Annotated in this window: 23 protein-coding genes and 1 riboswitch; of the genes, 13 read left to right on the top strand and 10 right to left on the bottom strand. The window is 65.1% G+C overall.

What is annotated here, in order from left to right; all coding sequences use genetic code 11:
* Positions 1-89 precede the first annotated feature (89 nt).
* The 3 genes from ABZO33_RS21795 to ABZO33_RS21785 form a co-directional block, all read right to left on the bottom strand.
* Positions 90-1,544: a PepSY domain-containing protein gene (locus ABZO33_RS21795; RefSeq protein WP_414537754.1), complete on the bottom strand. Its 1,455-nt coding sequence runs from the start codon at positions 1,542-1,544 to the stop codon at positions 90-92.
* Between the two features lie 5 nt (positions 1,545-1,549).
* Positions 1,550-3,703: a TonB-dependent receptor gene (locus ABZO33_RS21790; RefSeq protein ID WP_414537737.1), complete on the bottom strand. Its 2,154-nt coding sequence runs from the start codon at positions 3,701-3,703 to the stop codon at positions 1,550-1,552.
* A gap of 71 nt (positions 3,704-3,774) precedes the next feature.
* Complete coding sequence (locus ABZO33_RS21785) at positions 3,775-4,164, bottom strand: DUF2946 family protein (protein WP_414537736.1); 390 nt, start codon at positions 4,162-4,164, stop codon at positions 3,775-3,777.
* A gap of 142 nt (positions 4,165-4,306) precedes the next feature.
* Positions 4,307-4,511: riboswitch (cobalamin riboswitch) on the top strand.
* Between the two features lie 89 nt (positions 4,512-4,600).
* Between ABZO33_RS21785 and ABZO33_RS21780 the strand changes: the two genes are divergently transcribed.
* From ABZO33_RS21780 to ABZO33_RS21770, 3 genes are read left to right on the top strand one after another with little or no spacing between them, the layout of a single operon-like run.
* The gene (locus ABZO33_RS21780; RefSeq protein WP_414537735.1) at positions 4,601-6,556 is read left to right on the top strand and encodes a TonB-dependent receptor plug domain-containing protein; all 1,956 of its coding nucleotides are present in this window, start codon (positions 4,601-4,603) and stop codon (positions 6,554-6,556) included.
* An 11-nt stretch (positions 6,557-6,567) separates the two neighbouring features.
* Positions 6,568-7,296, top strand: a complete 729-nt coding sequence (locus ABZO33_RS21775) for a (2Fe-2S) ferredoxin domain-containing protein (protein ID WP_414537734.1) — start codon at positions 6,568-6,570, stop codon at positions 7,294-7,296.
* Positions 7,289-8,212, top strand: coding sequence for an ABC transporter substrate-binding protein (locus ABZO33_RS21770; protein ID WP_414537733.1), 924 nt, complete (start codon positions 7,289-7,291; stop codon positions 8,210-8,212). The genes ABZO33_RS21775 and ABZO33_RS21770 overlap by 8 nt, the downstream gene beginning before the upstream one ends.
* Positions 8,213-8,255: 43 nt before the next feature.
* On the opposite strand, the gene ABZO33_RS21765 is transcribed toward ABZO33_RS21770, so the two are convergent.
* Positions 8,256-9,614 (bottom strand): 8-oxoguanine deaminase, encoded by a 1,359-nt coding sequence (locus ABZO33_RS21765; protein WP_102684998.1) that lies wholly within the window; start codon positions 9,612-9,614, stop codon positions 8,256-8,258.
* Between the two features lie 570 nt (positions 9,615-10,184).
* Here ABZO33_RS21765 and ABZO33_RS21760 point away from each other — a divergent pair.
* Positions 10,185-13,061: an HD domain-containing phosphohydrolase gene (locus ABZO33_RS21760; protein WP_414537732.1), complete on the top strand. Its 2,877-nt coding sequence runs from the start codon at positions 10,185-10,187 to the stop codon at positions 13,059-13,061.
* 32 nt (positions 13,062-13,093) lie between these two features.
* Positions 13,094-13,624 (top strand): MgtC/SapB family protein, encoded by a 531-nt coding sequence (locus ABZO33_RS21755; RefSeq protein ID WP_414537731.1) that lies wholly within the window; start codon positions 13,094-13,096, stop codon positions 13,622-13,624.
* A 538-nt stretch (positions 13,625-14,162) separates the two neighbouring features.
* Here the strand turns inward: ABZO33_RS21755 and ABZO33_RS21750 are convergent.
* From ABZO33_RS21750 to ABZO33_RS21740, 3 genes are all read right to left on the bottom strand, one after another.
* A complete protein-coding gene (locus tag ABZO33_RS21750) occupies positions 14,163-15,062 on the bottom strand; it encodes a hydroxymethylglutaryl-CoA lyase (protein ID WP_414537730.1) in 900 nt (299 codons plus the stop codon).
* A 20-nt stretch (positions 15,063-15,082) separates the two neighbouring features.
* Positions 15,083-15,484, bottom strand: coding sequence for a MerR family transcriptional regulator (locus ABZO33_RS21745; protein WP_023631568.1), 402 nt, complete (start codon positions 15,482-15,484; stop codon positions 15,083-15,085).
* An 82-nt stretch (positions 15,485-15,566) separates the two neighbouring features.
* Positions 15,567-16,439, bottom strand: a complete 873-nt coding sequence (locus tag ABZO33_RS21740) for a helix-turn-helix domain-containing protein (RefSeq protein ID WP_414537729.1) — start codon at positions 16,437-16,439, stop codon at positions 15,567-15,569.
* Between the two features lie 170 nt (positions 16,440-16,609).
* On the opposite strand from ABZO33_RS21740, the gene pobA reads away from it, so the two are divergent.
* The gene (pobA, locus tag ABZO33_RS21735) at positions 16,610-17,797 is read left to right on the top strand and encodes a 4-hydroxybenzoate 3-monooxygenase (RefSeq protein WP_414537728.1); all 1,188 of its coding nucleotides are present in this window, start codon (positions 16,610-16,612) and stop codon (positions 17,795-17,797) included.
* Positions 17,798-17,805: 8 nt separating this feature from the next.
* On the opposite strand, the gene ABZO33_RS21730 is transcribed toward pobA, so the two are convergent.
* Positions 17,806-18,468 carry an ankyrin repeat domain-containing protein gene (locus ABZO33_RS21730; protein ID WP_414537727.1) on the bottom strand — a complete coding sequence of 221 codons (663 nt, stop codon included), beginning with the start codon at positions 18,466-18,468 and terminating at the stop codon, positions 17,806-17,808.
* Between the two features lie 158 nt (positions 18,469-18,626).
* On the opposite strand from ABZO33_RS21730, the gene ABZO33_RS21725 reads away from it, so the two are divergent.
* On the top strand, positions 18,627-19,508 hold the full coding sequence (locus ABZO33_RS21725; protein ID WP_023631572.1) for a LysR substrate-binding domain-containing protein: 882 nt from the start codon (positions 18,627-18,629) through the stop codon (positions 19,506-19,508).
* 13 nt (positions 19,509-19,521) lie between these two features.
* On the opposite strand, the gene ABZO33_RS21720 is transcribed toward ABZO33_RS21725, so the two are convergent.
* Positions 19,522-20,250, bottom strand: a complete 729-nt coding sequence (locus ABZO33_RS21720; RefSeq protein WP_414537726.1) for a DUF899 domain-containing protein — start codon at positions 20,248-20,250, stop codon at positions 19,522-19,524.
* A gap of 457 nt (positions 20,251-20,707) precedes the next feature.
* Positions 20,708-21,373 carry an HAD family hydrolase gene (locus tag ABZO33_RS21715; RefSeq protein ID WP_414537725.1) on the bottom strand — a complete coding sequence of 222 codons (666 nt, stop codon included), beginning with the start codon at positions 21,371-21,373 and terminating at the stop codon, positions 20,708-20,710.
* Between the two features lie 194 nt (positions 21,374-21,567).
* Here ABZO33_RS21715 and ABZO33_RS21710 point away from each other — a divergent pair, with 194 nt between their 5' ends.
* The 6 genes from ABZO33_RS21710 (at position 21,568) to imuA (ending at position 26,583) form a co-directional block, all read left to right on the top strand.
* A complete protein-coding gene (locus ABZO33_RS21710; RefSeq protein ID WP_414537724.1) occupies positions 21,568-21,978 on the top strand; it encodes an acyl-CoA thioesterase in 411 nt (136 codons plus the stop codon).
* Between the two features lie 267 nt (positions 21,979-22,245).
* Positions 22,246-22,773 (top strand): thioesterase family protein, encoded by a 528-nt coding sequence (locus ABZO33_RS21705; protein ID WP_414537723.1) that lies wholly within the window; start codon positions 22,246-22,248, stop codon positions 22,771-22,773.
* Between the two features lie 147 nt (positions 22,774-22,920).
* Positions 22,921-23,682, top strand: a complete 762-nt coding sequence (locus ABZO33_RS21700; protein ID WP_414537722.1) for a hypothetical protein — start codon at positions 22,921-22,923, stop codon at positions 23,680-23,682.
* 3 nt (positions 23,683-23,685) lie between these two features.
* A complete protein-coding gene (locus tag ABZO33_RS21695; protein WP_414537721.1) occupies positions 23,686-25,284 on the top strand; it encodes a hypothetical protein in 1,599 nt (532 codons plus the stop codon).
* A gap of 61 nt (positions 25,285-25,345) precedes the next feature.
* Entirely contained in the window at positions 25,346-25,963 is a 618-nt protein-coding gene (lexA, locus tag ABZO33_RS21690) for a transcriptional repressor LexA (RefSeq protein WP_217869498.1), read from the top strand.
* Positions 25,963-26,583, top strand: a complete 621-nt coding sequence (gene imuA / locus ABZO33_RS21685) for a translesion DNA synthesis-associated protein ImuA (protein ID WP_414537720.1) — start codon at positions 25,963-25,965, stop codon at positions 26,581-26,583. The genes lexA and imuA overlap by 1 nt, the downstream gene beginning before the upstream one ends.
* The last annotated feature ends 3 nt before the right edge of the window (positions 26,584-26,586 follow it).

The following is a 26,586-nucleotide window of genomic DNA, read 5'->3' as shown; positions in this document are numbered from 1 at the left end:
CACCGGCAAAGCCGGTGCCATACACCCTGTCGCGGGGCAAGCCCGCTCCCACGAAAGCCGCCGAAAATGCTGCATCTTGGATGCAGACGCTACAAGAAGGTCCTGCGCAAGCGTCGCCAGCCCAGTACCACGCCACTGAGGGCAATCACCAGGCCGCCGCTACTCAGGCCGATGATCAACCCTTCGCGCAGCAGCGGCCGTGCCAGCAGCGGTTGCCAATCCCAACTGTGCAACAGGTTGAACAACCAGCGCCCGGCACGTTGCGCCTGGTCGTGGCTGGCCACCAGCGTGGCACTGGCAGGGTCCAGGTAGGCCCAGGTGCCCGCCGCGTCGGCGAAGCGCAGGCGCAGCACGGGCAGTGGGCGCGTTTGGGATCCGTACATGCTCTGTGGCTCGCGGGCGAAGTAGTGGAAGTCGTAGGCGCTCTGCCAGTCATCCTCCACATTCACCCCCGGAGCCATCGCTTGCGCAGCCGCCAGCAGCCTTTCCCGGCTGAAGGTACGCGCCGGCGGGGCGTGTGCTTCAAGGATGCGGCTGTCGCCGTCGGCGCTGCGGGCCACGGCATAGGTGACGTCGGCCAGGCGTTGCCACTGCAGCTCCACTGCATCGAAGCCTGTTTCGTCGCGCAAGCGGGCCAGTGCCGTGGCAATCGGCAGCTGCAGGTCGGCGGCGCGCAGCGGGGCTTGTTGCAAGGCGATCTGCGAGCGGCTGTCGGTCACGCCCCAGGGGCGCATCGACATCAACCCGCTGAACACCCACAGCACCAGCACCCCACCAAACAGCAGCCCGCCGATGTGGTGCCAGCGCAACCAGCCGCCGGGGTAGGGGCTGCAAGAGCCACTGCGGTAGCGTTTGCGCAGCCGCAGGCGCAGGATGCCCACCGCGATGCCCATGAGCGCCATCAGCGTGCCGAGCAGTGACAGGCCGATCACCAGGGTGCGCCAGCCATTGTCGAATCCCAGGCCGCCGCGCAACGGATAGAGCCAGTGCAACCAGGCGCCGACCCAGTTCCAGGCGCGCTCGCGGCCGCTCGCATCGCGCACCACCTCGCCGGTGCGCCCGGACAGGTACAGCCAGGTGCCGGCCGCATCGTCCACTTGCACCCGGTGCAAGGGGCGATCGCTGTCCAGGGCCCGGGAGTGGGTCCACATGTCCTCGTCCAGCGTGCCCTGGTAAGCCAATGCCGCGCTGCCGGCGTACTGCCGGGCATTGGCCAGGGCCCAGGCCGCGTCGGCGTTGGCCAGGGGCTCGCCGTTGGCTGCATCGAGGGTGACGCGGCGACCGTCCGCCAGCTCCAGCAAATAGTACGGTTGCCCGCCCAGGCTGGTCAGGCGCAGCGCCTTCAACGGCTGCTCTGCCCAAGGCGCGGGCAACCCGGCGCAGCATCCCGCCGGCAAGGCCGGCAGGTGGGCCAGGCGCTCGGCCGGGGTCAGCTTGGGGTAGCCGACATACAGCATGACCACCCCGGAGACGAACCACAGCGCCATGAACAGGCAGGCAACGATGCCCAGCCAGCGATGCCACAGGTACAGCTGGCGTTTCAGGCCCATCAGTAGCGCCACTGCACAGCGACTTCCAGGCTGCGCGGCTCACCCAGGTAGTACTGGGTGTTGGTCTGGTGGATGAAGCGGGCGTAGACCTCGTCGGTGAGGTTGCGCAGCCGCGCGCTGAGCTGCACGTGCTGGTCCAGGTCGTGGGTCATCGACAGTCCGTAGAGGGTGTACGAAGGCACCCACTGGGTGTTGGCGGTGTTGGCGTAAACCGCCGAGACGTAGCGGGCGTCGGCGCCGACTTGCCAGCCCGGCGCCAGGTCGTAGGTCAGCCAGAGGTTGGCCACCCGGTCCGGGATGTTCACCGGGTTCTTGCCCTTGCGCGAGTACACCACGCCGCCGATGGTCTCGTTGAACTCGTCGTACTCGGCGTTGACCCAGCTGAAGTTGCCTGCCGCCAGCAGCTTGGGCGTGACCTTGAACGACGCTGCCAGCTCGATGCCGGTGGAGGTCTGCTGGCCGGCCTGCTCGGTGGTGTTGGGCACGGTCGAGGAGGGCACCGAGATGTTTTTGCGCACGATGCGGTAGGCCGCCGCGGTGGCCGAGCCGCGCCCGTCGAGGAAGTCGAACTTGCTGCCCACTTCCACCTGCCTACCGGTGCTCAGGTCGAAGTCGCCGACCTGGCTGATCGACGCGCCGGTGAGCGAGCCCCCCGGCGGTTCGGCCGAGGTGCTGTACTGGGTGTACAGGCTGATATCTGAGGTCAGGTCGTAGACCAGCCCCAGGCGCCCGGTGAAGGCATCCCAGCGCCGATTCAGCTTGGCCCGGGTCACGTGGTCGACCACGTCGAAGTCGATATGGTCGTAGCGCAGCGCGGTGACCAGCGACAGCTGGTCGGTCAGGCGGGTACGGTTTTCGACGAAGCCCGCCGTGGTGTCGGTATTGGTGCTGCGGCCCTTGGTGCGTGGAGCGTCCATGCCAGGGATGTCGAGGAAGTGGCCTGGCTGGAAAGCGTTGGGATCGATGCTGTCGAACGCGCCCTTGGACAACGGGTAAGCGGTCTGCTGGTTGCGGTTGTAGTCCACGCCGAACGCCCAGTCGCTGGCCAGGCCGAACAGCTGGCCCTGGTGGGTCAGCTCGATGCGGTTGCCGTTGACCTCCTGGTCGTGGCGCTGGCGGTAGCCGCCGGAGCGGGCGATGGCGGTGTTGCCGGGGTTGTAGCGGTACACCTCGAGGTTGCGGTAATCGCGCTGGCCGTTGTAGTGGTAGAAGGTGTTGCGCAACTGGTTGCTGTCGTCGATGCGGTAGTCGGTGATCGAGCGCAGCCAACGGGTGCGCTGCTCGTAGCGGCCGTCCTCGACGTTGTAGTTGTCAAAGCGCTTATGCTTGTCGATGTGCAGGGTGCCGCTGGCCGGTTGCAGCACCGGCGCGCCCCAGTAGGGGCTGTCTTCCTGCTCTTCGAGGTACTCGATGGCCAGGGTGTGCGACAGCTGGTCGTTGATGTCGCTGAGCAGCGAGAAGGCCAGGTTGCCGGCCCCGTTCTCCTGGCGGTCGATGTAGCCATTGGTGCTGGTGCGGCTGTAGTCGAGCCGCGCATAGTGGCGCGGCCCGTCGCCGCTGTTGAGCGCCTTGTTGAAGCCGACCGAGGTTTCCATCGTGTCGTAGCGACCATAGCTGACACGGCCTTCGAAGGTATCCTCGTCGCGGTTGGCCAGCTTGGTGATCATGTTCAGGCTGCCGCCGACGGCGCCGCTGCCGTTGAGGAAAGACGACGGCCCGCCGAGCAGTTCGACGCGGTCGTAGATCCACGCCCCGACCGGGCGCCCGGCGGCGCCGTACTGCAGGTTGATGCCGTTGAACAGCTGGCTGACCTGGGCGCCGTTGAAGCCGCGATACGACACATAGCCACCCCAGCCGGGTGGTGCCGAGGCGTTGACTCCCGGCAGGGCGTTGGCGGCGTCCTGGAAATTGCGCGCGCCGATGCGCTGCATGGTCTTGCGGTCGGCGACGCTGACCGAGGCGGGGTTCTCGCGGGCGCTGAGGTTCAGGCGCGAGCCGCTTTCGATGGGCCGGTCGAGGTCGAGGCTGGTCGCCTCCTTGGGTTGCTCGGCCGTGGCCGTGACGTTGCTGGCGGGCAGGGTGAGGGTGTCATCCTGCGCCCAGGCGCAGGTTGCGCTGCCAACGAGCAGCGCCAGAGTGGTCATGCGGAACATGCAAGGCTTCCTGGCTGAAATCGGTGAGCGCACGCCCGCTGCCGATCAGGCAGCACGAGGGCGTGGCGATGTCAGAGCGAGAGAAGCGAAGCGGGGGAGGCGCGGGGATTGACCAGTGGCCAGCGCTGCTTGGGCAGGCGCGGCGCGGGTTGTCTGGGTAAGGGTTTGCTCGACTCCCCGGCGAGCAGGGCCAGCAAGCCGAAGAACACCGCCAGCAGGATGGCGCTGAACAGGCTGGCGATCACGCAGTCGCCGCTCGCGGGCAGCACCGGGTCGGTGATGTCCTGGTCGCCCTTGAACACGCCGCTGCTGTCGGCCGCGCACCAGGCGGCGTCGTCCAGGCCGGCCAGGCGCAGCCCGGCCATCTGCCCATGGCCCATGGCGCACAGCAACGAGCCGAACAGGATGCTGAAATACAGCACCCAGGCGACTTGCGATCGTGTGTGGCGGGCCAGCTTCATCGGCAAAGCTCGAAGGGAATGGGAATAGTTTAGGCGTGCGGATTCTACAACTTTTGACACATCTGCCTAGAGTGAACGGCCGATAAAAAACATTCGAAACGATTCACCCGCCTCGCTTGACGCCCATTGGCCCCAGGTGTTCAGATGCCGACCGATTTCAGGTGCCCCATGCCGCCGCGTATGGGGTGAAACGGGAAACCGGTACGCGCTTCGCGCCAGTCCGGTGCTGCCCCCGCAACGGTATGCAAGTGATGCCTTCGACAGACCACTGTGGCCCGCGGGTCATGGGAAGGTGAAGGCATCTTGTCTTGCGAGCCCGGAGACCGGCCTGGAATGTTGTAGGCAAACTCCTGCGGTGGGCGGGCATGGGCCGGTATTGGCGTGTGCGCGATCCGTGCTCCTGCGTGCTTCTGCGAAAGTCACTTTCGAGAAGAGCATGATTGCTGTGATTCACTCCCAACGTTGTTTCCCCACGGCCCGGACCCTGTTCCTGGGCTGTCTGGCCAGTCCCCTGGCACTGGCCGAAAACACCCCCCTGATCCTCGACCAGCAGATCGTTGCCGCGCCGTCGGTAGAGTCGACCACGGTCGCCGCCATGGCCCAGTACGGCAGCAAGGTCGAGATCGTCAGCCGCGAGCAGATCGAGCGCGCCGGCCCCGGCGCCGACATCACCCGGGTGATGCAGATGTTCATCCCCGGCTTCTACGTCGCGCCGAAGAACGGACCGTTCGACTACGGCAGCTACTCGCTGCTCGGCGGGCGCAACGACGACACATTGATCCTGCTCGACGGTGTACGCCTGAACAACCGCCTGTACGGCGGCCTGTACCTGGACACCCTGCCGGCCAACGCGGTGGAGCGCATCGAGGTGCTCAAGGGCGGCCAGAGCCTGTTGTTTGGCACCCAGGCCGTGGCGGGGGTGATCAACATCGTCACCCGTAGCCCGCAACGCCGTCAGGCTTCAGGTGAGGTCAACCTGGGCCTGGACAGCTTCGCCGGCAGCAGCAAGGACGCCCGCGTCGAGCGAATCTTCAGCAATGGCTTCGGCGACCTGGGCCTGCTGACCTATGTCAGCCACAACGTCTCCGACGGTTACCAGCCGTTTCGCAACCGCGACTACAGCGGCAACGTCAGCGACAAGAAACGCGGCTACGAGGTGACCACCTTCGGCGGCAAGGCGATCCAGGCCTTTGGCGACGATGCGCGGCTGGAGCTGTTCTACCAGTACACCGACGCCAACCTCGATTTCGCCCGACCGGTGAACAATTACAAGACCACCAATGATCGCGTGCAGCAGATCGCCACGGCCACCTTCGAACAGCGCGTCAGCGAGCGCCTGAGCTACTTCGTCAAGGGCCACGTCAACGACTGGGACACCCGCTACACCCGCATCAACAACCGCGCCGACGGCAGCCGCGACGTGGTCAACCACAACGACTACTGGGGCTTCACCGATTGGGGCGTGCAGGCCGAGGGCAAGGCCGAGCTCGACGGCGGCCACGTGCTGGTGTTCGGTTCCGACAACCAGTGGTTCAAGGGCCAGGACGACGTGTTGGTGATCGATGACAACAAGGCCCAGGCCAATGCGTTGTACGCCCAACTGCGACCCAGGATCGAGGCCTTGCCCAACTGGCACCCTAGCCTCGGCCTGCGCCATGAGGCCATGAGCGGCGGCGACAGCGCCACCGTCGGCATGCTCACCTCGCTGTACGACCTGAACGACAACTGGCAACTGCGCGGCCAGTATGGCAGCGCCTACAAGTTGCCAAACGCCGAGCAGTTGTTCGTCAACGAGCCCGGCGACGAGATCGGCAACCGTGACCTCAAACCCGAGAAGAGCCGCAATGCCGAGCTTGGCCTGGACTACCACGGTCTGCCGCTGGGGCGTGAATTCAACGCCAGCGTCACCGTGTTCCGACGCAAGATCACCGACTTGATCACCCTGGACGGCAGCCAATGGGTCAACGGCCAGGGGCAGGTGCAGATGCGTGGTTTCGAGGCCGATGCGCGTATCCAGCTCGACGACCAATGGAGCCTGCAGGCCGACATGACCCGCAACCTCACCGAGTCGCGCACCGGGGCAACGATCAACGACGTGCCGAGTTTCTTCGCCCGTTCGCGGCTCGGCTACGAATCGGCGGACCGCATGTGGGGGGCCGGGGGCGCCATTCGCTACATACGCGACGTGGTCAGCTCCAAAGGCGTCGACTACGGCCATTACTCGGTGGTCGACGCCGATGCCTACCGCTACCTGGACGGCGCCCGCCAGCACCGGCTGAGCCTGCTGGTGGAGAACCTGTTCGACCGTGACTATGTCACCAGTCGGGCGAGCAACGTCGACAACCTCGGGCGGCCGTTCACCAGCGAACTGCGCTACACCTACACCTTCTGAGGGGCGTGAGCATGGACTACCAGCGCGTGTTGTTCGTCGGCCCCGGCCTGGGTGCCGGCTCGGCGGCCGAAGCTTTCGGCGCCGAGATTCGCGACCTGCGTGGCCGCGAGGCGGGCCGGGATATCATCGACACCCTGGAGGGGTTCGACGGGCTCTGGGCGGTGATCCGCGAGGCCCTCGACCAGGGCGTGGAACGCCTGCTGGTGGTGGATCTGGAACCCACCTCGGACAGCGCCTACCTTGACTGGCTGCGCGATGAGCTGGGGCGCCTGGCGCAAGCTCGGGCCGGCGTCTGGGTCACGGCCCAGGCCCTGGGACGGCGCGGCCTGGATGCGCGAGTAGCCTGTGCCAGCATCGGCGAACCTGTCCGCCACCTGGCGTGCGACCAGGTCAATGCGGTGGCCAGCGACCCGGACTGGTCGCGGGTGCCCGAGCATGCCCGCCAGGTGTTCCTCTGCACCGGCCCACGCTGCGTGCGGCGCGGCGCCTTGCCGCTGTGGAAACGCCTGCGTCGGCGGTTGCTGGAGCGTGACCTGATCGAGACCCCGGGCGGCGTGTTGCTGACCCGCACCGGTTGCCAGTTTCCCTGCAATCTGGGGCCCGTGTTGACGGTGCACCCGGACGGCTGCTGGTATCGGGTACGTGATGATCGGGAGGTAGAGGAATTGGTGGAAACGCATCTAGAGGGCGGAAGGATCGCCGAAGGACTGTTGATCAAGGGAGGGGCGTGCGATGCGTAAAGCCTGGCTGCTGTCGCTGGCCTTGTGCTGTGGCACACCGGCCCTGGCCGACAGCTTTCGCAACTGCGGGCAGGACTGGCAACGGCCCGCTGCGGCGCCTGCACGCATCGTCGCGCTCAACCAGCATGCGGCCGACCTGCTGCTCGCCCTCGGCGCGGGGCCGTCGATGGTCGGGGTGGCCTACCTGGACGACAACGGCGCCGCCTACAAGCAGGGCCGCTACCAGGGTGTGCCGGTGATCGCCCGCGAGTATCCGGCCAGCGAGGTGCTGTACGCGCAAAGGCCGGATTTGGTAGTCGGCGGATTCGCCACGGCCTTTGGCGATGGGATCACCTCGCGCAGCAGGCTGGCCGGCAACGGGATTGCCACCTACCTGCTCGAGTCGGCCTGTAACGGCCACTCGCTGGACTACTACGGCCATGTCCGGCGTGACCTGACTGTGCTCGGCGAACTGTTGGGCAGGCAGGCGCGGGCGCAGGCATTGATCGAGGCGATGGAGACCGACCTGGCGCAGGCCAGGGCGATCGCACCCAACGGCAAGCCGCTGTCGGTGTTCTACCTCGACAGCGAGGTGCGGGGGCTGGACAGCGAGGGCGGACGTGGGTTCGTCACGCCGTTGCTGGCCGCAGCCGGGGCGCGCAATGTGCTTGCCGGGATCGACCAGTACCGCGTGACGATCAACCGCGAGGCATTGCTGAGCAGCGACCCTGATGTGATCCTGCTGGCCGACGCCTTGTGGTCGCCGGCCAGCCGCAAGCGTCAGCTGCTGACCCGCGACCCGGTGCTTTCGAGCCTGCGGGCGGTGCGCGAAAACCGCATGCTCGATATCCCGTTCACCCAGCTGATGCCCACGCCGGCCAGCGGGCGGGTGGCCCTGGAACTGGCGCGGCGGCTCAGGGAAATGGCTGTTCCATAGCAGGCCCGAGCTGATCGCGAAGCTTGGCGCGGGAGCGGCTGTGCTACTCGCCGCTGACCAGCTGCCGCGCCAGCTGGTTGTGCCGCTCCAGTACCCGCGGCAAGTCGACGGTGGCGATGCGCCCGTCCTGAACCACCACACGCCCGTTGATCACACTGGTGTCGACGTGGGTCGGGGTGCAGAACACCAGCGCCGCCAGCGGGTCGTGCAGGGCGCCGGCATAGGCCACATGGCCAAGGTCGAAGGCGACGAAGTCGGCGACCATGCCCGGTGCCAGGGCACCGATATCGTCACGGTTGAGCACCTTGGCGCCGCCCAGGGTGGCGATTTCCAGCGCTTCGCGGGCGGTCATCGCATCCGGGCCGAAACCGACCCGTTGCAGCAGCAAGGCCTGGCGTACTTCACCGATCATGCTGGCGCCGTCGTTGGATGCCGACCCGTCGACCCCCAGCCCCACCGGCACGCCGTGGTCGCGCATCTTGCGGATCGGCGCGATGCCTGAGGCCAGGCGCATGTTCGAGCACGGGCAGTGGGCGACCCCGGTGCCGGTGCGGGCGAACAGCTCGATGCCGTGCTGGTCCAGCTGCACGCAGTGGGCATGCCAGACATCGTGGCCGACCCAGCCCAGGTCCTCGGCGTATTCGGCCGGGGTCATGCCGAACTTCTCGCGGCTGTAGGCGATGTCGTTGACGTTCTCGGCCAGGTGGGTATGCAGCGACACACCGTACTCGCGGGCCAGCACCGCCGCCTCGCGCATCAGGTCGCGGCTGACCGAGAACGGCGAGCAGGGCGCCACCACCACGCGCCGCATCGAGCCATGGCTGGCGTCGTGGTAGTCCTCGATCAGGCGCTGGGATTCCTTGAGGATGTCGCTTTCCTTTTCCACCACAGAGTCAGGCGGCAGGCCGCCCTGGCTGCGGCCCACGCTCATGCTGCCGCGGGCGGCGTGGAAGCGCATGCCGATTTCCTCGGCGGCGTGGATGCTGTCGTCGAGCTTGCAGCCGTTGGGGTAGATGTACAGGTGGTCGCTGGAGGTGGTGCAGCCCGAGAGGATCAGTTCGGCCATGGCCGTCTGGGTCGAGACCGCGATCATCTCCGGGGTCAGCCGCGCCCAGATCGGATAGAGGTTGGTCAGCCAGTTGAACAGCTCGCCGTCCTGGGCCGCCGGCACCACGCGGGTAAGGCTCTGGTACATGTGGTGGTGGGTGTTGACCAGGCCCGGGATGACCACCTTGCCGGTCATGTCGAGGATCACGTCGGCGTTTTGCGGCAGCGTTTCGCTGGGGCCGACCTGGCGGATCACGTTGTCTTCGATGTACAGGCCGCCGCGTTTGATCTCGCGGCGTTCGCCGTCCATGGTCACCAGCAGTTCGGCGTTCTTGACCAGTAGGGTCTTGGGCATGTGTGTCCCCTCCCGTTTGGGATGTGTTTTCTGATTGTAGAGAGGCGCCTGGTGCATGGGCCGGGCGCACCAGGGCCGTCAGGCGCCGCGGCGTGGCCGGGCGTCGATGACAGGGGCGAACGGTTCACCGCGCACGTGCGAAGGCTGCGCCATGGCGGGCGCATCGGGCAGGTGGACAGACGGTGACAGGGCGAATGCGGCAAGCGGCATTCGGGAAGGATGCCCGGTGAAGGCGGGCGGCAGTGGATGTCGCATGGCTTGAGCCTGTCGCAATACGCAACGGCGATGACCGTTGTCGTAGGCGCGAGGCAGTGTAAACAGAATTCGCTTGTTTTGTATACGATGGATTGCTTGGTCAAACCGCGTCCTGCAAGCGCTTCGAAAAAGTGCATGCAGTCTTATATGGCGTCGTGCCACTATCGGACTGTCTCGCTGCCAGCGGATATCTCGGGCCGGCACGTTCGCATGGGCTGATTACACTGTGGGAATCGCCACACGGGGAGTACCTGGGATGGGCTGCGCGTTGAGGGGGCAGAGGGCTGGACGGGCGTCTGCGCAAGGTAGGCGGCCATGAACAACCGTGGCCGGAGCATTTCCCTGCAATGGCTGGTGGCATTGGCGATCATGCTGGGCATGCTGGCGCTGGGCGCGGCCCTGGCCTGGCAAGGCTACCTGGGCGTGCGCCAGGCCCTGGTGGCCGCCGCCGGCGATGCCGCCCAGCAGGTTGGCCGGACCATCGACGAGCGCGCCCGGCGCCTGGTCGACCCGGTGCAGAGCAGCATTCGCCTGCTGGCCTTCAGCCCGGCGTCAAGCACGTTGGCCGAGCGCCTCGAGCAACTGCCGCAACTGGTCGAGAGCCTGCGTGCCAACCGCATGCTCAGCGCCGCCTACGTCGGTTACCCCAATGGTGAGTTCCTGCTGGTCCGCCGCTTGCGCGACCCGCAACTGTTGCAGCGCTTCGCGGCACCGGCGGACACGGCGTTCCTGGTGCAGACCGTCACCCAGGGCGCCGATGGCGCGATGCAGGGCGAGTGGCGCTTCTATGACCCGGCATTGACCCTCTTGCAGCGCCAGAGCAAGCCCGACTACCACTACGATCCACGCCAACGCCCCTGGTTCATCGAAGCCAGCGCGCAGCCCGAGACCGTACTCACTCGCCCCTACGTGTTTTTTACCACCCGCGAGATCGGCCTGACCATGGCCCAGCGCAGCGCCGAGGGCACGGCGGTGATCGGCATGGATGTCTCGGTCAACGACCTGGCCAGCGAGAGCCGTGACCTGCGCATCACCGCCGGCACCGAGATCGCCGTGGTCGACGACCAGGGTAACGTGGTGGCCTATCCCGACCTGCAGCGGGTGGTCGTGCGCGAGGGTGAGAGCGTGCGCCTGTCGCGCATTGGCGAGCTGGGCATCGGCAGCCTTGCGCATATCTACGCCGACATGCCCCAGGGCGCGAGCCCGCAGCCTTACCAGGTCGAGGGGCAGACCTGGTACGGCATGCGCGTGCCGCTGACCTCCATGACCGGACAGCACCTGCAGGTGCTGATCGCCGTGCCAGCCCACGAACTGCTGGCCGGCGCGCGCAAGGTGCTGTTCGAACAACTGCTCTGGGCGGTGGCACTGGCCGCCGTGTTGCTGTTGCTCGGCGGGCTGCTGGGCCGGCGCATCGGCCGCCCGTTGCGCCGGCTGACCGAGCAGGTGCAGGGCCTGGCCAGTTTCGATTTCAGCCGTGAGGTGGGCGTTGTCTCGCGGGTCTCCGAAGTGCGTGAGCTGAGCCGGGTGCTGAGCCGCATGTCCGGCACCATCCGCAACTTCCAGGCGATCACCCTTACGTTGAGCCGCGAGACCCAACTCGAAGGCATGCTCGACGGCGTGCTCAATCACCTGGTGGCGGCAGCGGGCGTGAGTGCCGGTGCGGTGTATCTGTACGACGACAACACCCGGTTGCGCCTGGCCGCCGCCAGTCGTGGCCATGACTACCCCCAGGAACTGACGGTGCCTGAAGGCGAGCGGCAAGACCTGGCCAGCGCGGTGACCCAGGCCCTCGCATGGCAAGGGCGCAGCCTGGCGGTGGTGCTCAATGACCGCGGCCAGGCGCTGCTCGGCATCCTGGTGCTGCAACTCGCAGATGCGGACGCAACCGTGGGCCAGCCGTTCCAACGCTTCGTCGAGGAACTGTCCGGTGCCGCCGCCGTGGCCATCGAGACCCGCCAACTGGTCGAGGCCCAGCAACGCCTGCTGGACGGCATGATCAAGTTGCTGGCCGACGCCATCGACGCCAAGAGCCCCTATACCGGCGGCCATTGCGAACGGGTGCCGCAGCTGGCGCAGATGCTCCTGGACCAGGCCGTGCAGGCTGACAGCGGCCCCTATGCCGACTTCAGCATGAGCGAGGCCGAGCGCTACGAATTCCGCGTGGCCGCCTGGCTGCACGACTGCGGCAAGATCACCAGCCCCGAATACGTGGTGGACAAGGCGACCAAGCTCGAGACCTTGTACAACCGCATCCACGAGGTGCGCATGCGCTTCGAGGTGCTCTGGCGCGATGCCGAGGTCGCCTACTGGCAAGGCGTGGCCAACGGCGATGATGAGCCGGCGCTGCGGCGCACGCTGGAGGCAAGCCGGGCAACCTTGCAGGAGGAGTTCGCCTTCGTCGCCAACGCCAACATCGGTGGCGAGTTCATGCAGGAGGCCGATATCGAGCGCCTGCGCACTATCGGCCAGCGCCGCTGGCGACGGCACTTCGACAACCGCCTGGGCATCTCCCGCGACGAGGCGGCGCGGTTCACCGACACCGCGGCGGCAAACTTGCCGGTGGACGAGCCCCTGCTTGCCGACCGTGATGAGCACCGGGTGCCCTGGGGTGATCGCACGCCGCCGGTGGCCAAGGACGACCCGCGCAACCACTGGGGTTTCGACATGCGCCTGCCGGCCCATGCCAGCAACCACGGCGAGCTGTACAACCTGTCGATCCGCCGCGGCACGCTCAACGATGAAGAGCGCTTCAAGATCAATGAGCACATCGTGCAGACCATCATCATGCTCAGCGCGCTGCCGTTCCCGCGCCAGCTCCGGCGCGTGCCGTCAATCGCCGGCAACCATCACGAGAAGATGGACGGCAGCGGCTACCCACGCAGGCTCGGCCAGGAGGCGTTGAGCATCCCCGAGCGGGTGATGGCGATCGCCGACATCTTCGAGGCGCTGACCGCGGCGGACCGGCCCTACAAGGCGCCGAAGACCTTGTCCGAGTCGGTGAAGATCCTGGTGTTCATGGCGCGGGACAAGCATGTCGACGGGCAGTTGCTGCGCTTGTTCCTGAGTAGCGGGGTGTACCAGCAATACGCCGAGCGCTTCCTGCGCCCCGAGCAGATCGATGAACTGGATGTGGCGTACTGGTTGGTGCAGTTGCAGGGTTTCACACCAGAGCAATCCACCTACACTCCTTGAGAGCTGTTCGGCGGGATCTCTGGAGGCACCCGATGGAAGCATTCTGGCAAGCCTTTTTAGCGGCGTTGCAGAGCGAATTCGCCGATGTCGCCGACGCGCGCGAGGTGTCCCGGATCCTCATCCGCCTGCTGATGGCGGCCTTGCTGGGGGCGGTGCTGGGTTTCGAGCGCGAGAGCAAGGGCAAGTCGGCCGGCGTGCGCACGCACATGCTGGTGTCCATGGGCGCAGCCTTGTTCGTCCTGGCGCCGAGCATGGCCGGGGCGGATGCGCAGGCGTTGAGCCGGGTGATCCAGGGCATCGTCGCCGGGATCGGTTTTCTCGGCGCGGGCACGATTCTCAAGGGCAATGGCCGCGACACCAGTCACGTCAAGGGCCTGACCACCGCCGCCGGGTTATGGATGACCGCCGCCATCGGCACGGCCGCCGGCATGGGGCGCGAGGCCACGGCGCTGGTCAGCACGGTGCTGGCGCTGCTGGTGCTGGCGAGCATGCCGTTGCTGGTGGAAAAGGTCGAAGGCGAGCATGAGGACAAGCGTGAGGAGGAGGAGGGCGGGAAGCACTGAGGGGAGCCGAAGCTCCCCTCATAAGCGTTGTTGCCTGCTCTTTTCTTATTATTCGAGACTGGCCTGTTGTTGTTTTTGTCGGCTGTTGTCTCTGCACTGCGGGGCCCCCAACCGGGGCCAAGAGCAAACGTATTTTTTTGAGCGCTGACCTGCGTTCATCCAACGTGATCCAACCTTGACTGCCGCTACCTCGGAGGTAGTTTTATTGTTCTTGCCAGGTTGCGGGGCCAAAACCCCTGGAATGCACGTCGACTCCAAAAAAATCTGCTTGCTACGCCTCTGCCGTGTTGTTCTTGTTATGTCAGAGCCGTTTACTGTTGTTTTTATTGGGTAGCGCGTTTTTTGTTCTTGTTATGCCTAAAGATATAGCAGGTGGCGTGCCAACTTTTGCAAACCCTTTAAAATCAACGACTTGGTGTTTTTGCAGGCTGGGCGGGCACGTGAAATTCTGTCGAATTGTTTCCCTGTTACCCGATTTTCTTCTGCACAGCGTGTAGGCGGTAACACTCCACCCACACCTGTGTGACAACCGTGTGACTCAGCGAACGCCGCGGGCCTTCGCCACCCGCGAACCAGTGGCGCGCCCGAGCACTTCGCTGATGCGCAGCCCCGCGGCGATCAGGCGGTCCAGGTCGATGCCGGTTTCGATGCCCAGCCCTTGCAGCAGGTACACCACATCCTCGCTGGCGACGTTACCGGTGGCGCCCTTGGCGTAGGGGCAGCCGCCCAGGCCGGCCACCGAGCTGTCGAACACGCTGATGCCCTCGAGCAGGCTGGCATAGACGTTGGCCAGCGCCTGGCCATAGGTGTCGTGGAAGTGCCCGGCCAGCTGCGCGCGGGGCACCTGGGCCGAGACCACCTCGAACAGGCGGCGAGTGTCACCGGCGGTGCCGGTGCCGATGGTGTCGCCCAGCGACACTTCATAGCAGCCCATGTCATGCAGGGCCTTGGCCACCGGCGCCACCTGCTCGGCGCTGATGCGTCCCTCGTAAGGGCAGCCGAGCACGCAGGAGACATAGCCGCGCACCCGCACACCCTGGCTGCGGGCAGCCTCCATGATCGGCTCGAAACGCTTGAGGCTGTCACTGATCGAGCAATTGATGTTGCGCTGGGAAAACGCTTCGGACGCCGCCGCGAACACCGCCACTTCCTTCACCCCGGCGGCCAGGGCATCCTCGAAACCGCGCAGGTTGGGCGCCAGCGCCGCATAGGTAACGCCCTCGCGCTGACGGATGCCGGCGAACACTTCGCCGGAGCCGGCCATTTGCGGGACCCATTTGGGCGAGACGAAGCTGCCCACTTCTATGTAGGCGAGCCCGGCGTCGGTGAGGTCGTCCACCAGCCGCACCTTGGCGGCGACGCTGATGGGCTGGGCTTCGTTCTGCAGGCCGTCGCGCGGGCCGACTTCGACCAGGCGGACATTCTTGGGCAATAACATGGCGGGCTTCCTGTGGCGGATCAACGGTGGGTGTGCGGCGGGTTCAGGGTGGCGGCCAGGGCCTGCTCGCAACGCTCCTGGGCGGTGTCCAGCTCCAGGTGCATCTGCTGGATATCGAGCATCTGCTGTTCGAGCTGGGCGCGGCGTTCGGCGATCTTCGCCAGCATGCTGGTGAGCTGTTTCTGGTTGCCGCCGGAGGGGTCGTAGAGTTCGATCAGTTCACGGCATTCGGCCAGCGAGAAACCGATGCGCTTGCCGCGCAGGATCAGTTTGAGCGTGACCTTGTCGCGGGCCGAGTAGATGCGTTCCAGGCCGCGTCGTTCAGGGCTGAGCAGACCCTGCTCCTCATAGAAGCGGATGGCGCGGGTGGTGATGTCCAGTTCGCGGGACAGGTCGGAAATGCTGTAGGTCTGGCTGCTCATGCTGGCGCTCGGGGGAGGGAATACGAGTAACCTAATGCCAGGTTGACGTATACGTCAAGCAAGGGCTGCGCTTGCAGTCCGCTCAGGCATTCACGGACTTGCGGTATGTCTTGGGCGTCTGCCCCTCGAGCCGTTTGAAGAACCGGGCAAAGTAGGTCGGATCGCTGAACCCCAGGCTGTCGGACAACTGGCCGATGCTCATGCGCGTATAGGCCAGATTGCGCCGCGCTTCGAGCAGCAGGCGCTGGTGGATCACCTGCAGCGCCGATTGCCCGGCCAGCGCCCGGCACAGCTGGTTCAACTGCAGGCTGCTGATGCCCAGGCGCGCGGCGAAATCGTCGACGGCAAGGTGCTCGCGGTAATGCGCCTCGACCAGGCGCAGGTAGCGGCCGAGCAACTGCTGGTCCCGTTCGTCCTGGCTGCGCGCTGGCAAGGCGGCTTGCTGGCGGTTGATCCACACCATCAGCGCGGTGACCAGTGCCTGCAGCATGGGGCCGCGGGCCGGGGCGCTGCCCTGGTACTCCTGCTGCAGCGTGTCGATCAGGCCGTGCAGGCGCACGCGGTCTTTGCCCAGCGGGTAGCAGCGCGCCGCCGCCAGCACGCTCAGAGGCGCGCCGAGGCGCTTTTCCAGATCGACCACCAACGCCGTGCCGAACGTCAGCACATGCCCCTGGATATCGGCGCTGAAGCGAAAGCCATGGACAGTCAGCGGCGGCACCACCTGGATCGCCGCCTCGCGAATCACCCGGCGTTCGCCCTCGATCTCCACCTGCGCCTCGCCGCGCTGCACATAGAGCAGCTGGAACAGTTCGGCGTGCCGGTGCGGCTTGATCTCCCAATGGTGCAGACGGCTGCGCGCCGGGATCGACTCGCAGTGCAGCAGGTCGGTAGCCGGCCAGGCACGGTGCTCGCCATACAGCTGGAACAATGGGATGCCGGGGAGGGGGCTGTGCATGGGGCGGGCCTGTCCGTTAATCGAACGAATTTCAAGAAAGTGCAGTTTTCAAAACGGATTTCGCACGTTCTGCACATTTTTCAGCAGTAAAAATACAGGTGCAAACCCTAACAGCAGATGCGCGGCCATTGCCAGTGCACAGCCGGCATCGTCATCGCGAGACAACAACAATGAAGACTCAGGTTGCAATCATCGGCGCCGGCCCGTCCGGCCTGCTGCTCGGCCAGTTGCTGCACAACGCCGGCATCGACACGCTGATCGTCGAGCGCCAGACCCCGGACTATGTGCTGGGGCGCATCCGTGCCGGCGTGCTCGAACAGGGCACGGTCGAGTTGCTGCGCGAAGCCGGCGTGGCCCAGCGCATGGATCGTGAAGGGTTGGTCCATGAAGGGGTCGAGTTGCTGGTCGGTGGCCAACGCCTGCGTCTTGACCTCAAGGCGCTGACCGGTGGCAAGACGGTGATGGTCTACGGCCAGACCGAGGTCACCCGCGACCTGATGCAGGCTCGCGAGCAGAGTGGGGCGCCGATCATCTATGCGGCCAGCAATGTCCAGCCCCATGACATCGAGGGGCCGCGGCCGTACCTGACGTTCGACAAGGACGGTCGCCAGCACCGGGTGGAGTGCGATTACATCGCCGGCTGCGATGGCTTCCATGGCGTGGCCAGGCAAAGTATCCCGGCCAGCGTGCTGAAGGTGTACGAGCGGGTCTATCCGTTCGGCTGGCTGGGACTGCTGGCCGATACCCTGCCGGTCAACCATGAGCTGATCTACGCCCATCACGAGCGTGGTTTCGTGCTGTGCAGCCAGCGCTCGCAGACGCGCAGCCGCTACTACCTGCAGGTGCCGCTGCAAGAGCGGGTGGAGGACTGGTCCGACGAGCGCTTCTGGACCGAGCTCAAGGCGCGCCTGCCGCAAGCGGTGGCCGAGCAACTGGTGACCGGGCCTGCGCTGGAGAAAAGCATCGCGCCGCTGCGCAGCCTGGTGGTCGAGCCGATGCAGCATGGCCGTCTGTTCCTGGTCGGCGACGCCGCCCACATCGTGCCGCCCACCGGCGCCAAGGGCCTGAACCTGGCAGCCTCGGACGTCAACTACCTGTACCGGATCCTGGTCAAGGTCTACCGCGAGGGGCGCACCGACCTGCTGGCGCAGTATTCGCCCATGGCGTTGCGCCGGGTGTGGAAGGGCGAGCGCTTCAGTTGGTTCATGACCCAGCTTTTGCATGACTTCGGCGAGCACCAGGATGACTGGGACCGCAAGATGCAGGCGGCCGATCGCGAGTACTACCTGGGGTCGGCGGCGGGGCTGGTCAATATCGCCGAGAACTATGTGGGGCTGCCGTTCGAGGCTGTGGAGTAACCGTCGGGTCAGCGACGCCGGGAGTTTTCCAGCAGCGCAACCATCTCGCGATAACCGCGTTGGCGCGCGTGCTCCAGCGCGGTCACGCCGTCCTTGTCGGCAATTAGCGGGTCCGCCCCGGCCGCCAGCAACTGGCGCACGATTTCCACATGCCGCGGGCCGCCATCGCCGAGGATCACCGCCTCGAGCAGCGCGGTCCAGTGCAGGCGGTTGAGGTGGTCCACATCGACACCGGCCGCGATCAACAACTGCACGGTGCTCACATGCCCGCGTTCGGCGGCCGGGATCAGCGCGGTACCACCGTAGCGGTTGGTGCTCTTCAGGTCGGCGCCATGGGCCAGGGTCAGGCGCAGGATGTCGTCCAGCCCCCGTGCGCCCGCGTACAGGTAGGGGCTGTCGTTGATGTTGTCCTTGGCGTTGACGTCGGCGCCGGCCTCGATCAGCACCTTGGCGGTCTCCACTTCGTTGGCGTGGGTGGCCACCAGCAATGCAGTCTGGCCTTGGTCGTTGCGGGTATCGGCCTGCACGCCGCGGTCGAGCAGTTGGCGCACGGCAGGGGCATCGCCGCGGCGGGCGGCATCAAGCAACGCAGTGTTCATGGCGGGGGTCTCGGCATGGCTGGCAAGGCTGGTGAACAGGGTCAGCAGCACGGCGGTGAACGGCAGGCGCATGGTGGTCGGCTCCTGATATGACAAGGGCTCACACTAGTGGGCCTGTGTTTGTAGCAGAAGTGAATAATCTGGATGGATCCCAGTGTATTTGCGCATGTTGCCGGGTATCGGTGCCCGTGATAGAAGTCAGGCTTGTCATTCAGAAGTCGAATATCAAGATGTCTGCCAGCGTAAAACCAAATAGGGCCCTGTTCGACCTCGACCTGCTGCGCGCCATCGTCGTGGTGGCTGACTGCGGCAGTTTCACCACCGCCGCGGCGCGCCTGCATTCCACGCAGTCGACCATCAGCCAGAAGGTCCGCCGCCTCGAGGACATGGTCGGCCATCGCCTGCTGGTGCGCGGCAACCGCGATGTGCTGCCCACCGATGCCGGGCAGACCCTGCTCGGTTATGCCCGGCACATGCTGGCCCTCAACGACCAGATGCTCGAGGCGTTGGCCGGGGCCATGGTCGGGGTAACCGTGCGCCTGGGCGTGCCGGAGGATTTCGTCGGCGGGCGCACCACCAATGCGCTGTCCGCGTTCAGCCGGCAGCACCCCCAGGTCAAGCTGGAAGTCACCAGCGGGCTATGCCGCGATCTCAGCCAGGCCTATGACAACGGCGAGCTCGACCTGGTGCTGCTCAAGCAGCGGCGCAACAGCCGCGAGGGCGTGGCCTGCTGGCCGGAGCGCCTGCAATGGATCGACAGCGCGCGCATGCCGTCCTTCGATCTCGACCCGATTCCCCTGGTGACCTTTCCGCCACGCGGGCTGTACCGCGATGACATGATCAGCGCGATCGAAGGCATGGGCCGGCGCTGGCGCATCAGCTTCACCAGCTCGAGCCTCAGCGGTATCCAGGCGGCGGTGGCCGACGGCATGGGCATCAGCCTGCTGCCGCCGCGGGCGGCGCTGCTCGAGCACCGGGTGCTGGGCATCGAGCAGGGGCTGCCGGAGGTGGACAGCTACGAGATCGTCATCGTGCACCGGCCCACGGCGGATGTGATGGTCAAGGCACTGGCCGAGGTGTTGACGGAGTTGCTGGCGGTGCAGGCGATCTGATCCCGCCGGAAACTCAATCCTTGCAGCAATGCGGCTTGTCACTCGCATTCTCATAGCGATCATGATGCCGCACCCAGTCCATCGTCCCGTCCTCGTTGCGCCCGAGGGGCGCCAGGTCGAGGAAGTTGTACGCGTTGACCAGGATGTCCAGCCCGCGGGCATAGGTGGAGTAGGTGTGGTACAGGCTGCCGTCGCTATCGCGGTAGAACGCGCTGAGCCCGGGCAGCTCCGTTTCGTCGCCGGTGTAGGGTTCATAGTTGTACTGGGCGCTGCCATCGGTGGCGACCGTGACGCCGAAATCCTGGTTGAAGCGGCTGCCGTGCGAGGAAAACCATGGGAAGTGCCAGCCCATGCGCTTGCGGAACGCCTGGAACTCGGCATAGGGCGCCCGCGAAACCGCCACCAGGGAAACATCGTGGTGGGCCAGGTGCAGGTTGGCGCCGTCGAAGTGGTCGGCCAGGAACGAGCAGCCCGGGCAGCCTTCGTTCCAGCCGTCGGCGAACATGAAGTGATAGACCAGCAACTGGCTGCGCCCGGCGAACAGCTCACTCAGGCCCAGTTCGCCGTCCGGGCCCTGAAAACGGTAGTCCTGCTCCACCGCTACCCAGGGCAGGGCGCGGCGGGCGGCGGCAAGCTCGTCGCGTTGATGGGTGAAGGCTTTCTCGTGCAGCCAGAGCTGGTGCCGGGCGGCGAGCCACTGGCTGCGGGTTGCCACGGTGTGTTTGGGAGTGGGATGGCTCATGGGCGTGACTCCACGCTTGGGGGTTCATCCCGTAGTCGGATGGCCTTTAGGTAATTCGACAGGTTTTATCCGTTATCGACGAATGGTTGATCCACTATTCGCTCTCGCTCTCGCTCTCGCTCTCGCTCTGCTTTTGCTTCTAAGCGCGCGATAGTTCAGGCGACCCCTCACTCCGGCCTTGCTCCCGGGAGGACCGCGCTGAACGCCCCATCCTGGGGCGCAGCGCTTGACGGGCATCCATGCCCGTCACCTCCCTCCGCAAGACCTGCGTTCGGCCTCCTGAAGTCGCGAAGTTACGGGCGGCGCCTGGGCTGGCGCAGCTGCCGCTCGCAGGCTCTGGCGCTAGCCTCTTGATCGGCAACGGCAACGGCAACGGCAACGGCAACGGCAACGGCAACGGCTCGAACGCTTGCAGGACTCAACTCGGCCTAATGCGCAATGCCAGAAGCACCATCGTTCAGGCCGTGGCTTGCATCCGCGCGATGATGTCCCACAACCGTGGATCGTCATAGTCCTCGATCACCAACCGTGCTCCGGCTTCCAGCAGTCGTTCGGCCGGCTGGGTAGTGGCCAGGCCCACGGTAAAGATGCCTGCATCGACAGCTGCCTTGACGCCAGGCAGCGAGTCCTCGAAGGCCAGCGCCTGGCCGGCCTGGGCCTGCAGGCACTGCAGCCCGGTGAGGTAGGGAAGGGGATCGGGCTTGGGCCGTGCCAGCTCATCGGCGACCAGGACATGGGCGAAACGCTCGCCAAGGCCCATGGCGCCGAGCATGTGCTCGGCGTTCAGCCGCGGCGCGTTGGTCACCACGCACATGCCGATGCCGTGCTGCTCGGCATGTGCCAGCAGGCGCAGCAGGCCGGGCATCGGTGTCAGGGTTGGCGACAGTTCGCGGAACAACGCTTCCTTGCGCTCAGCCAAGGCCTGGCGGTGGGCGGCATCCGCCTGGGGGAACAGCTCGGCGAACAGCAGGCCGTTGGAGCGGCCGCTGACCTGGGTGTTGAACTGCTCCTGGGTCAGCTCGCGGCCATCGTGGTCGTGCAGCAGTTGGCGGAAGGCTTGCAAGTGCAGGGTGTCGGTATCGGTGAGAGTCCCATCGAGATCGAACAGCAGGGCGGTCAGCATCGGGCATCCTTAAGGGGAGAAACCATTCAGCAGCATCTTATGTCATCAGCATTGGAAAGTGCAGTTGGCCGGTTCTTTCACGTTTCGGCACAAGACTCACAGGCGCGGGGCTGCCGAGCAAACGCTCCAGCCTCAAGAGACCCTGAACGGTTACTATCGGCTGCCAGGCATCCATAGCACGGAGCACTTACCCCATGCCTTTCGTCACCACCCGCAAGATCCTGTTCGGCGATTGCGACCCCGCCGGGATCGTCTATACGCCACGTATCAGTTACTTCGTCATCGAGGCAATTCACGAGTTTCTTTCCCACCAGCTGGGCGGCGAAGGCCTGCGCAAGCTGTTCGCCATGGGCGTCATGCCGCCGGCACGGGCATTGTCCATCGAGTTCCTGGCGCCGATGGCCTGGGATGACCTGATCCACGTGCACGTCAGCAGCGGGCCGCTCGGCCGCACATCGTTCAGCTTCGCCGTAGAAGGGTTCGGAGCCAGTGGCGAAGTGTGTTTCCGCGCCAGCATGACCCAGGTGTGCGTCTGCCCCGAAAGCAAGCAACCGGTTGAGCTGCCCGAGGCATTGCGCCGGGCATTGAGCAGCGCCACAGACTGATGTGCATCACAACGGATGGATACTTCATCAACAAACAAACGTTTCAGCATCAATTGGATATGAAGTCCAAACGTGACCGGTTATTCAGTTGCGTTTTTCCGTTTAATTGAGGCTGTTGCCACTGGTTGCTCCTGATGAAAGCTGTTAGCTTTCGCCCCGCTCCGGCATTAAACAAGCAGGCCTGCAACGCGCCGCTTGCGGCCACCCGAAAAGCAACGGGTGACCGAACAGGGAACGATAATAAAAATCCTAGGGAGGGATAACCGGATGAATCTGTACATCCGTCTGTTGCTGGCTGTTCTGCGTGGTTTCCTCAAACCGCCGATGGCCCTGACCGATACGCTGCATCGCACGCTGCGGGTTTGGCCGAACGATATCGACATCAATAAACACATGAACAATGGCCGTTACATGACGATTGCCGATTTGTTCATGCTGGAACTTTGCCTGCGCGCGAAAATCCTCATTCCTGCTTTCAAGTTGGGCTGGAAGCCCATGCTCGGCGGTAATCTGGTCGTCTATAAAAAGCAACTTTCCATGTTCGAGCAGTATACCGCCGAGTTCAGCATCTGCTGCCTCGACGAGAACTGGACCTACTTCCAGTACACTTTCTTCAACCGTGCCGGCGAAGTGGTGGTGACTGGCTACTCCAAGGGCGCCTGGGTCGGCCGCAAAGGGCTGGTCGCCAACGCGGTGATCGCCGAAAAGCTCAAGGTCGAACCCACTACCGCGCCGATGCCCGAAGCCATCAGAAAATGGCTTGAGGCCGAGGCCCACGTGCTCGGCAAGGCCTGAACCCGGCCGCGTCGCGGCCCAGCACCTTCATCCGTTTATTGCTCCACGGCACCAGGCTCTGGCCTGGCGCCGCGTGCGGCAGGCTTTGCCGTGCCCGCCGTTCGCGCTTGCCCCACGTCGATCCATGAATGAGTAGGGAAACACCTCATGCCGAACACATTGCTGTTGATGCTGGCCTTTTTCGCCGCCTTCCTGCTGGTCGCCGAGCTGTTCAGGCGCTACCGCCTGGTGGGCCTGACCTTCTTCGTGCTGTCGCTGCCGGCGCTGTTGGTACCCAACGCCAACCTGTTCATGCGCATCAAGACCATCAGCGTGCTGCTGCCTATGTGTTTCCTGGCCTATGCCCGCTACAAACCACGGATCGAGGGCTTCATCTACAAGCTCATCTACGTGGTGATCGTGCTGAATATCATCGAGGCCTCGGTGATCGACTGGCAGACCGGCAACGTCCTCAACATCGTCGCCGCCGTGGGCCTGATTGTCTGCCTGCCGTACTCGCGCAAGCACTGGGAGATCTCTGGGCGCCACAGTGATTTCGTGGTGCGCGTCCCGGCCTACTGGCCCTGGCTCTACACCACCTGGAACCTGTGCTTCCTGTACTCGGCGCGGATCACCACCTTCGGCTACGCCCTGCCGCTGTTGCTGGCGCCGGTGGCCTACGCCTTGCTCCTGCGCCGCTCCGACCTGTACTTCCAGGCCCGCGCCTACACCTTCGGCTTTTACCTGTTCGTGCGCACGACCGCCGGCGACACCCCGCTGATGAACCTGCCGGCCTTCGACCTGACGGCCTGGTACAGCCCCGACGCCGCGCTCGCCTGGAGCGTCGTCAACGTGATTTTCACAGGCGCCTGCCTGTACAGCTACGGCGCAAGCCGCAACAAGAACAAAGCGATCGAACAAGGAGTTTGAAGCATGTTGGAAGTCATCCTGCTGGCGTTTTTCATCACCGCCAGCCCCGTGATCCTGCTGATGAGCAAGACCCGCGCCGAGCCCTTGAAGCATGTGTACATCGGCCTGTATTACGTAAAATTCGTACCGTTGCTGCTGTCGTTGTACGCGATCAACCTCAGCGCCAGCTTCCTGGCCTGGAAGTGGGTGCAGTTGAAATGGCTGCTGCCACGTTACTTCGGCTACCGCCACTACAATCGCGACTCCATCTCGATGGAGAGCACGGCGATCCCGGGCACTGATTACCACATGGGCTACATCCCCAAGAAACTGCCTGCCGAACTGGTCTATCGCTGGAGAAAAGACAAGGTCTACCACAACTACATCCAGTCGATCATCAAGGCCAACCGCGACTACTACAAAGTGCCACTGGGCCAGTTCCCGCAACCGACGGCGATTTCCGACGAGGACCTGAAAGTCTTCCTGATGTCGTCGCAGATTACCCACTACCTGCAGACGGTCGATGGCGTGTCGACCTTCGACATGCGTGATTTCACCCGCGAGATCCGCCTGTCCAGTTCGGTGTTCGACGTGGCCAGCATTTCCATCGCCCAGGATTTCGCCACCGACAGCATGCGCATCACCCTGCGCGACGGCTTCAGCGTCGGCCCGGGCGAGCCGCACTGGGACCTGGCCAAGGTGTACTTCATGTCGAACACCATGGTGTTCTTCATCCTCGGCGCGCACCTGCACCACCACCTGTTCTTTGCCGAAATGGGCGCGGCGTTCCTGTTCAACCTGGTGCCCAGGGATTGCAACTTCCACAAGCTGATGGACCCGCACACCGCCTATATCCTGATGCTCAACCACCAGTTCAAGGAATCGCCGCTGTCGTTGCGCGAAACCACCGGTATCGCCGACAAGTTCCTGTACAGCTGTATCGGCTACTACTCGGCGCAGACCTTCTACAAGGTCGGTTATGAAAACGCCCTGAACATGTACAACAAGCGCGACACCGAAGACCAGGCGCTGACCCAGAAATTCGAGATCAAGTTCGCCATCCCGTTCGACCAGTACCTCAATGGCCAGCACGCGCTCAACGCCCAGTACCGCGACTACTACGCGGCGGTGCTGAAGTTCGTCACGGCCAGTTACGACGACCTGCTGCGCGACGGCTCCGAGCCCTATATCAACAACTGGGTCGCCGAGCTGTGCCGCTATGTCAACCTGCCGTGCCAGGCCAATGACAAGGCGTTCAATATCGAAGTGATCGCCACCTACATCTGGTACGTGTCGTTCGTCCACTCCCTGGAGCACTACCAGTTCCACAAGTACAAGATGAACTACTGCCTGCTGACCCGGCTGCCGTTCGCGGTGGCCAAGCACCTGCCCGCGGAGCAGGTGTTCAGCCAGTACGACATCTGGAAGTCCAAGCACATCGTGCACACCTTCGGCAAGAACCACCTCAATGCCGGTGTCTCGGAAAGCTATGCCGACCTGGACTACAAGTTCCGCGACCTGCCGCTGATCGACAAGCAGGCGCAACTGAAGAAGGACGTGCTCGCGCTACTGGAGAAACACCAGACGCCAAACGAGGCGATCGCCTTGTCCATTCGTTACTGAGCCTGGGCGAGGAGGGCCGGCGACGAAGGGGTCTGTTCAGTTTTTGCGGAAAGGAGTACAAATGTGCTCCATGGACAATTTATCCCCCAAACGCCGCGCCATCCTCGAATTCATCCGCGAGCGCATCACCGATCAAGGCCAGCCGCCCTCGCTGGCCGACATCGCCGAGCGCTTCGGTTTCGCCTCGCGCAGCGTGGCGCGCAAGCACATCACCGCCCTGAGCCAGGGTGGTTTCATCGACGTCACGCCCAACCAGGCGCGGGGTATCCGCCTGGCCGAGCCCCTGCGCCGGCCTGAGATCCTCGAAGTGCCGGTGCTCGGCCAGGTTGCCGCCGGTGCGCCGATCGGGCCCGACCTCGACATCCACGAACAGTTGCTGCTCGACCCCAGCCTGTTCCGGCGTACCCCCGACTACCTGCTCAAGGTGCGCGGCGACTCGATGGTCGACGACGGCATCTTCGACGGTGACCTGGTCGGCATTCGTCAGCAGGGCGAGGCCCGCGACGGGCAGATCGTGGTCGCCCGGCTCGACGGTGAGGTGACCATCAAGCGCCTGCAGCGCACCCGCGACGGCTATCGCCTGCTGCCGCGCAACCCGGCTTATGCCCCCATCGACGTGAGCCCCGAGCGCGAGTTCTTCATCGAAGGCGTGTTCTGCGGCTTGCTGAGGCGTGACTGATGGGCGCGGTGGTCGAACTCGACCGGCTGCTCGACCAGCGCCAGGTATGGCGCGGGCGGCAGGCCCGGGCGCGGCCGCAGGGCCTGCAGCCCACCGGGCATGCTGCCCTCGATGATCGGCTGCCGGAAGGCGGTTGGCCGGCGGCGTCGCTCAGCGAGCTGCTGCTGGCCAGCCCCGGCTGTGGTGAGTTGCAGTTGCTCTGGCCCACGCTTGCCCGGCTGAGCGGGGAAGGGCAGCGGGTGGTGTTGGTGGCACCGCCGTTCATCCCTTATGCACCGGCCTGGCAGGCTGCCGGGGTCGACCTGCGCTGGCTGGTGCAGGTCGACGCCGAGGCCGGCGATGCCCTGTGGGCGGCCGAGCAGTGCCTGCGCTCGGGCAGTTGCGCCGCGGTGTTGTGCTGGCCGAAGCGTGCCGATGATCGTGCGCTGCGGCGTTTGCAAGTGGCCGCGGAAACCGGCAACGCCCTGGCGTTCGCCTGTCGCCCGCAACAGGCCGCGCTGAACCCATCGCCCGCCGCCCTGCGCATCGCCCTCGATCTGCGCCCGGCGCAGTGGCGCGTGCTCAAGTGCCGGGGCGGCCTGCCGCCTGCCGCACCGATTGCCAGCCCAGGGCAGGGGTGATGC

This window comes from Pseudomonas sp. CAM1A, from assembly GCF_047501685.1.
Taxonomy (GTDB): Bacteria; Pseudomonadota; Gammaproteobacteria; order Pseudomonadales; family Pseudomonadaceae; genus Aquipseudomonas.
This window is presented reverse-complemented; position numbering and strand designations above follow the sequence as displayed.

Coding starts and splice junctions, on each gene's coding strand:
- ABZO33_RS21790 (WP_414537737.1), bottom strand. CDS start 3,703: ATGTTCCGCATGACCACTCTGGCGCTGCTCGTTGGCAGCGCAACCTGC.
- ABZO33_RS21785 (WP_414537736.1), bottom strand. CDS start 4,164: ATGAAGCTGGCCCGCCACACACGATCGCAAGTCGCCTGGGTGCTGTAT.
- ABZO33_RS21780 (WP_414537735.1), top strand. CDS start 4,601: ATGATTGCTGTGATTCACTCCCAACGTTGTTTCCCCACGGCCCGGACC.
- ABZO33_RS21775 (WP_414537734.1), top strand. CDS start 6,568: ATGGACTACCAGCGCGTGTTGTTCGTCGGCCCCGGCCTGGGTGCCGGC.
- ABZO33_RS21770 (WP_414537733.1), top strand. CDS start 7,289: ATGCGTAAAGCCTGGCTGCTGTCGCTGGCCTTGTGCTGTGGCACACCG.
- ABZO33_RS21765 (WP_102684998.1), bottom strand. CDS start 9,614: ATGCCCAAGACCCTACTGGTCAAGAACGCCGAACTGCTGGTGACCATG.
- ABZO33_RS21760 (WP_414537732.1), top strand. CDS start 10,185: ATGAACAACCGTGGCCGGAGCATTTCCCTGCAATGGCTGGTGGCATTG.
- ABZO33_RS21755 (WP_414537731.1), top strand. CDS start 13,094: ATGGAAGCATTCTGGCAAGCCTTTTTAGCGGCGTTGCAGAGCGAATTC.
- ABZO33_RS21750 (WP_414537730.1), bottom strand. CDS start 15,062: ATGTTATTGCCCAAGAATGTCCGCCTGGTCGAAGTCGGCCCGCGCGAC.
- ABZO33_RS21745 (WP_023631568.1), bottom strand. CDS start 15,484: ATGAGCAGCCAGACCTACAGCATTTCCGACCTGTCCCGCGAACTGGAC.
- ABZO33_RS21740 (WP_414537729.1), bottom strand. CDS start 16,439: ATGCACAGCCCCCTCCCCGGCATCCCATTGTTCCAGCTGTATGGCGAG.
- pobA (WP_414537728.1), top strand. CDS start 16,610: ATGAAGACTCAGGTTGCAATCATCGGCGCCGGCCCGTCCGGCCTGCTG.
- ABZO33_RS21730 (WP_414537727.1), bottom strand. CDS start 18,468: ATGCGCCTGCCGTTCACCGCCGTGCTGCTGACCCTGTTCACCAGCCTT.
- ABZO33_RS21725 (WP_023631572.1), top strand. CDS start 18,627: ATGTCTGCCAGCGTAAAACCAAATAGGGCCCTGTTCGACCTCGACCTG.
- ABZO33_RS21720 (WP_414537726.1), bottom strand. CDS start 20,250: ATGAGCCATCCCACTCCCAAACACACCGTGGCAACCCGCAGCCAGTGG.
- ABZO33_RS21715 (WP_414537725.1), bottom strand. CDS start 21,373: ATGCTGACCGCCCTGCTGTTCGATCTCGATGGGACTCTCACCGATACC.
- ABZO33_RS21710 (WP_414537724.1), top strand. CDS start 21,568: ATGCCTTTCGTCACCACCCGCAAGATCCTGTTCGGCGATTGCGACCCC.
- ABZO33_RS21705 (WP_414537723.1), top strand. CDS start 22,246: ATGAATCTGTACATCCGTCTGTTGCTGGCTGTTCTGCGTGGTTTCCTC.
- ABZO33_RS21700 (WP_414537722.1), top strand. CDS start 22,921: ATGCCGAACACATTGCTGTTGATGCTGGCCTTTTTCGCCGCCTTCCTG.
- ABZO33_RS21695 (WP_414537721.1), top strand. CDS start 23,686: ATGTTGGAAGTCATCCTGCTGGCGTTTTTCATCACCGCCAGCCCCGTG.
- lexA (WP_217869498.1), top strand. CDS start 25,346: ATGTGCTCCATGGACAATTTATCCCCCAAACGCCGCGCCATCCTCGAA.
- imuA (WP_414537720.1), top strand. CDS start 25,963: ATGGGCGCGGTGGTCGAACTCGACCGGCTGCTCGACCAGCGCCAGGTA.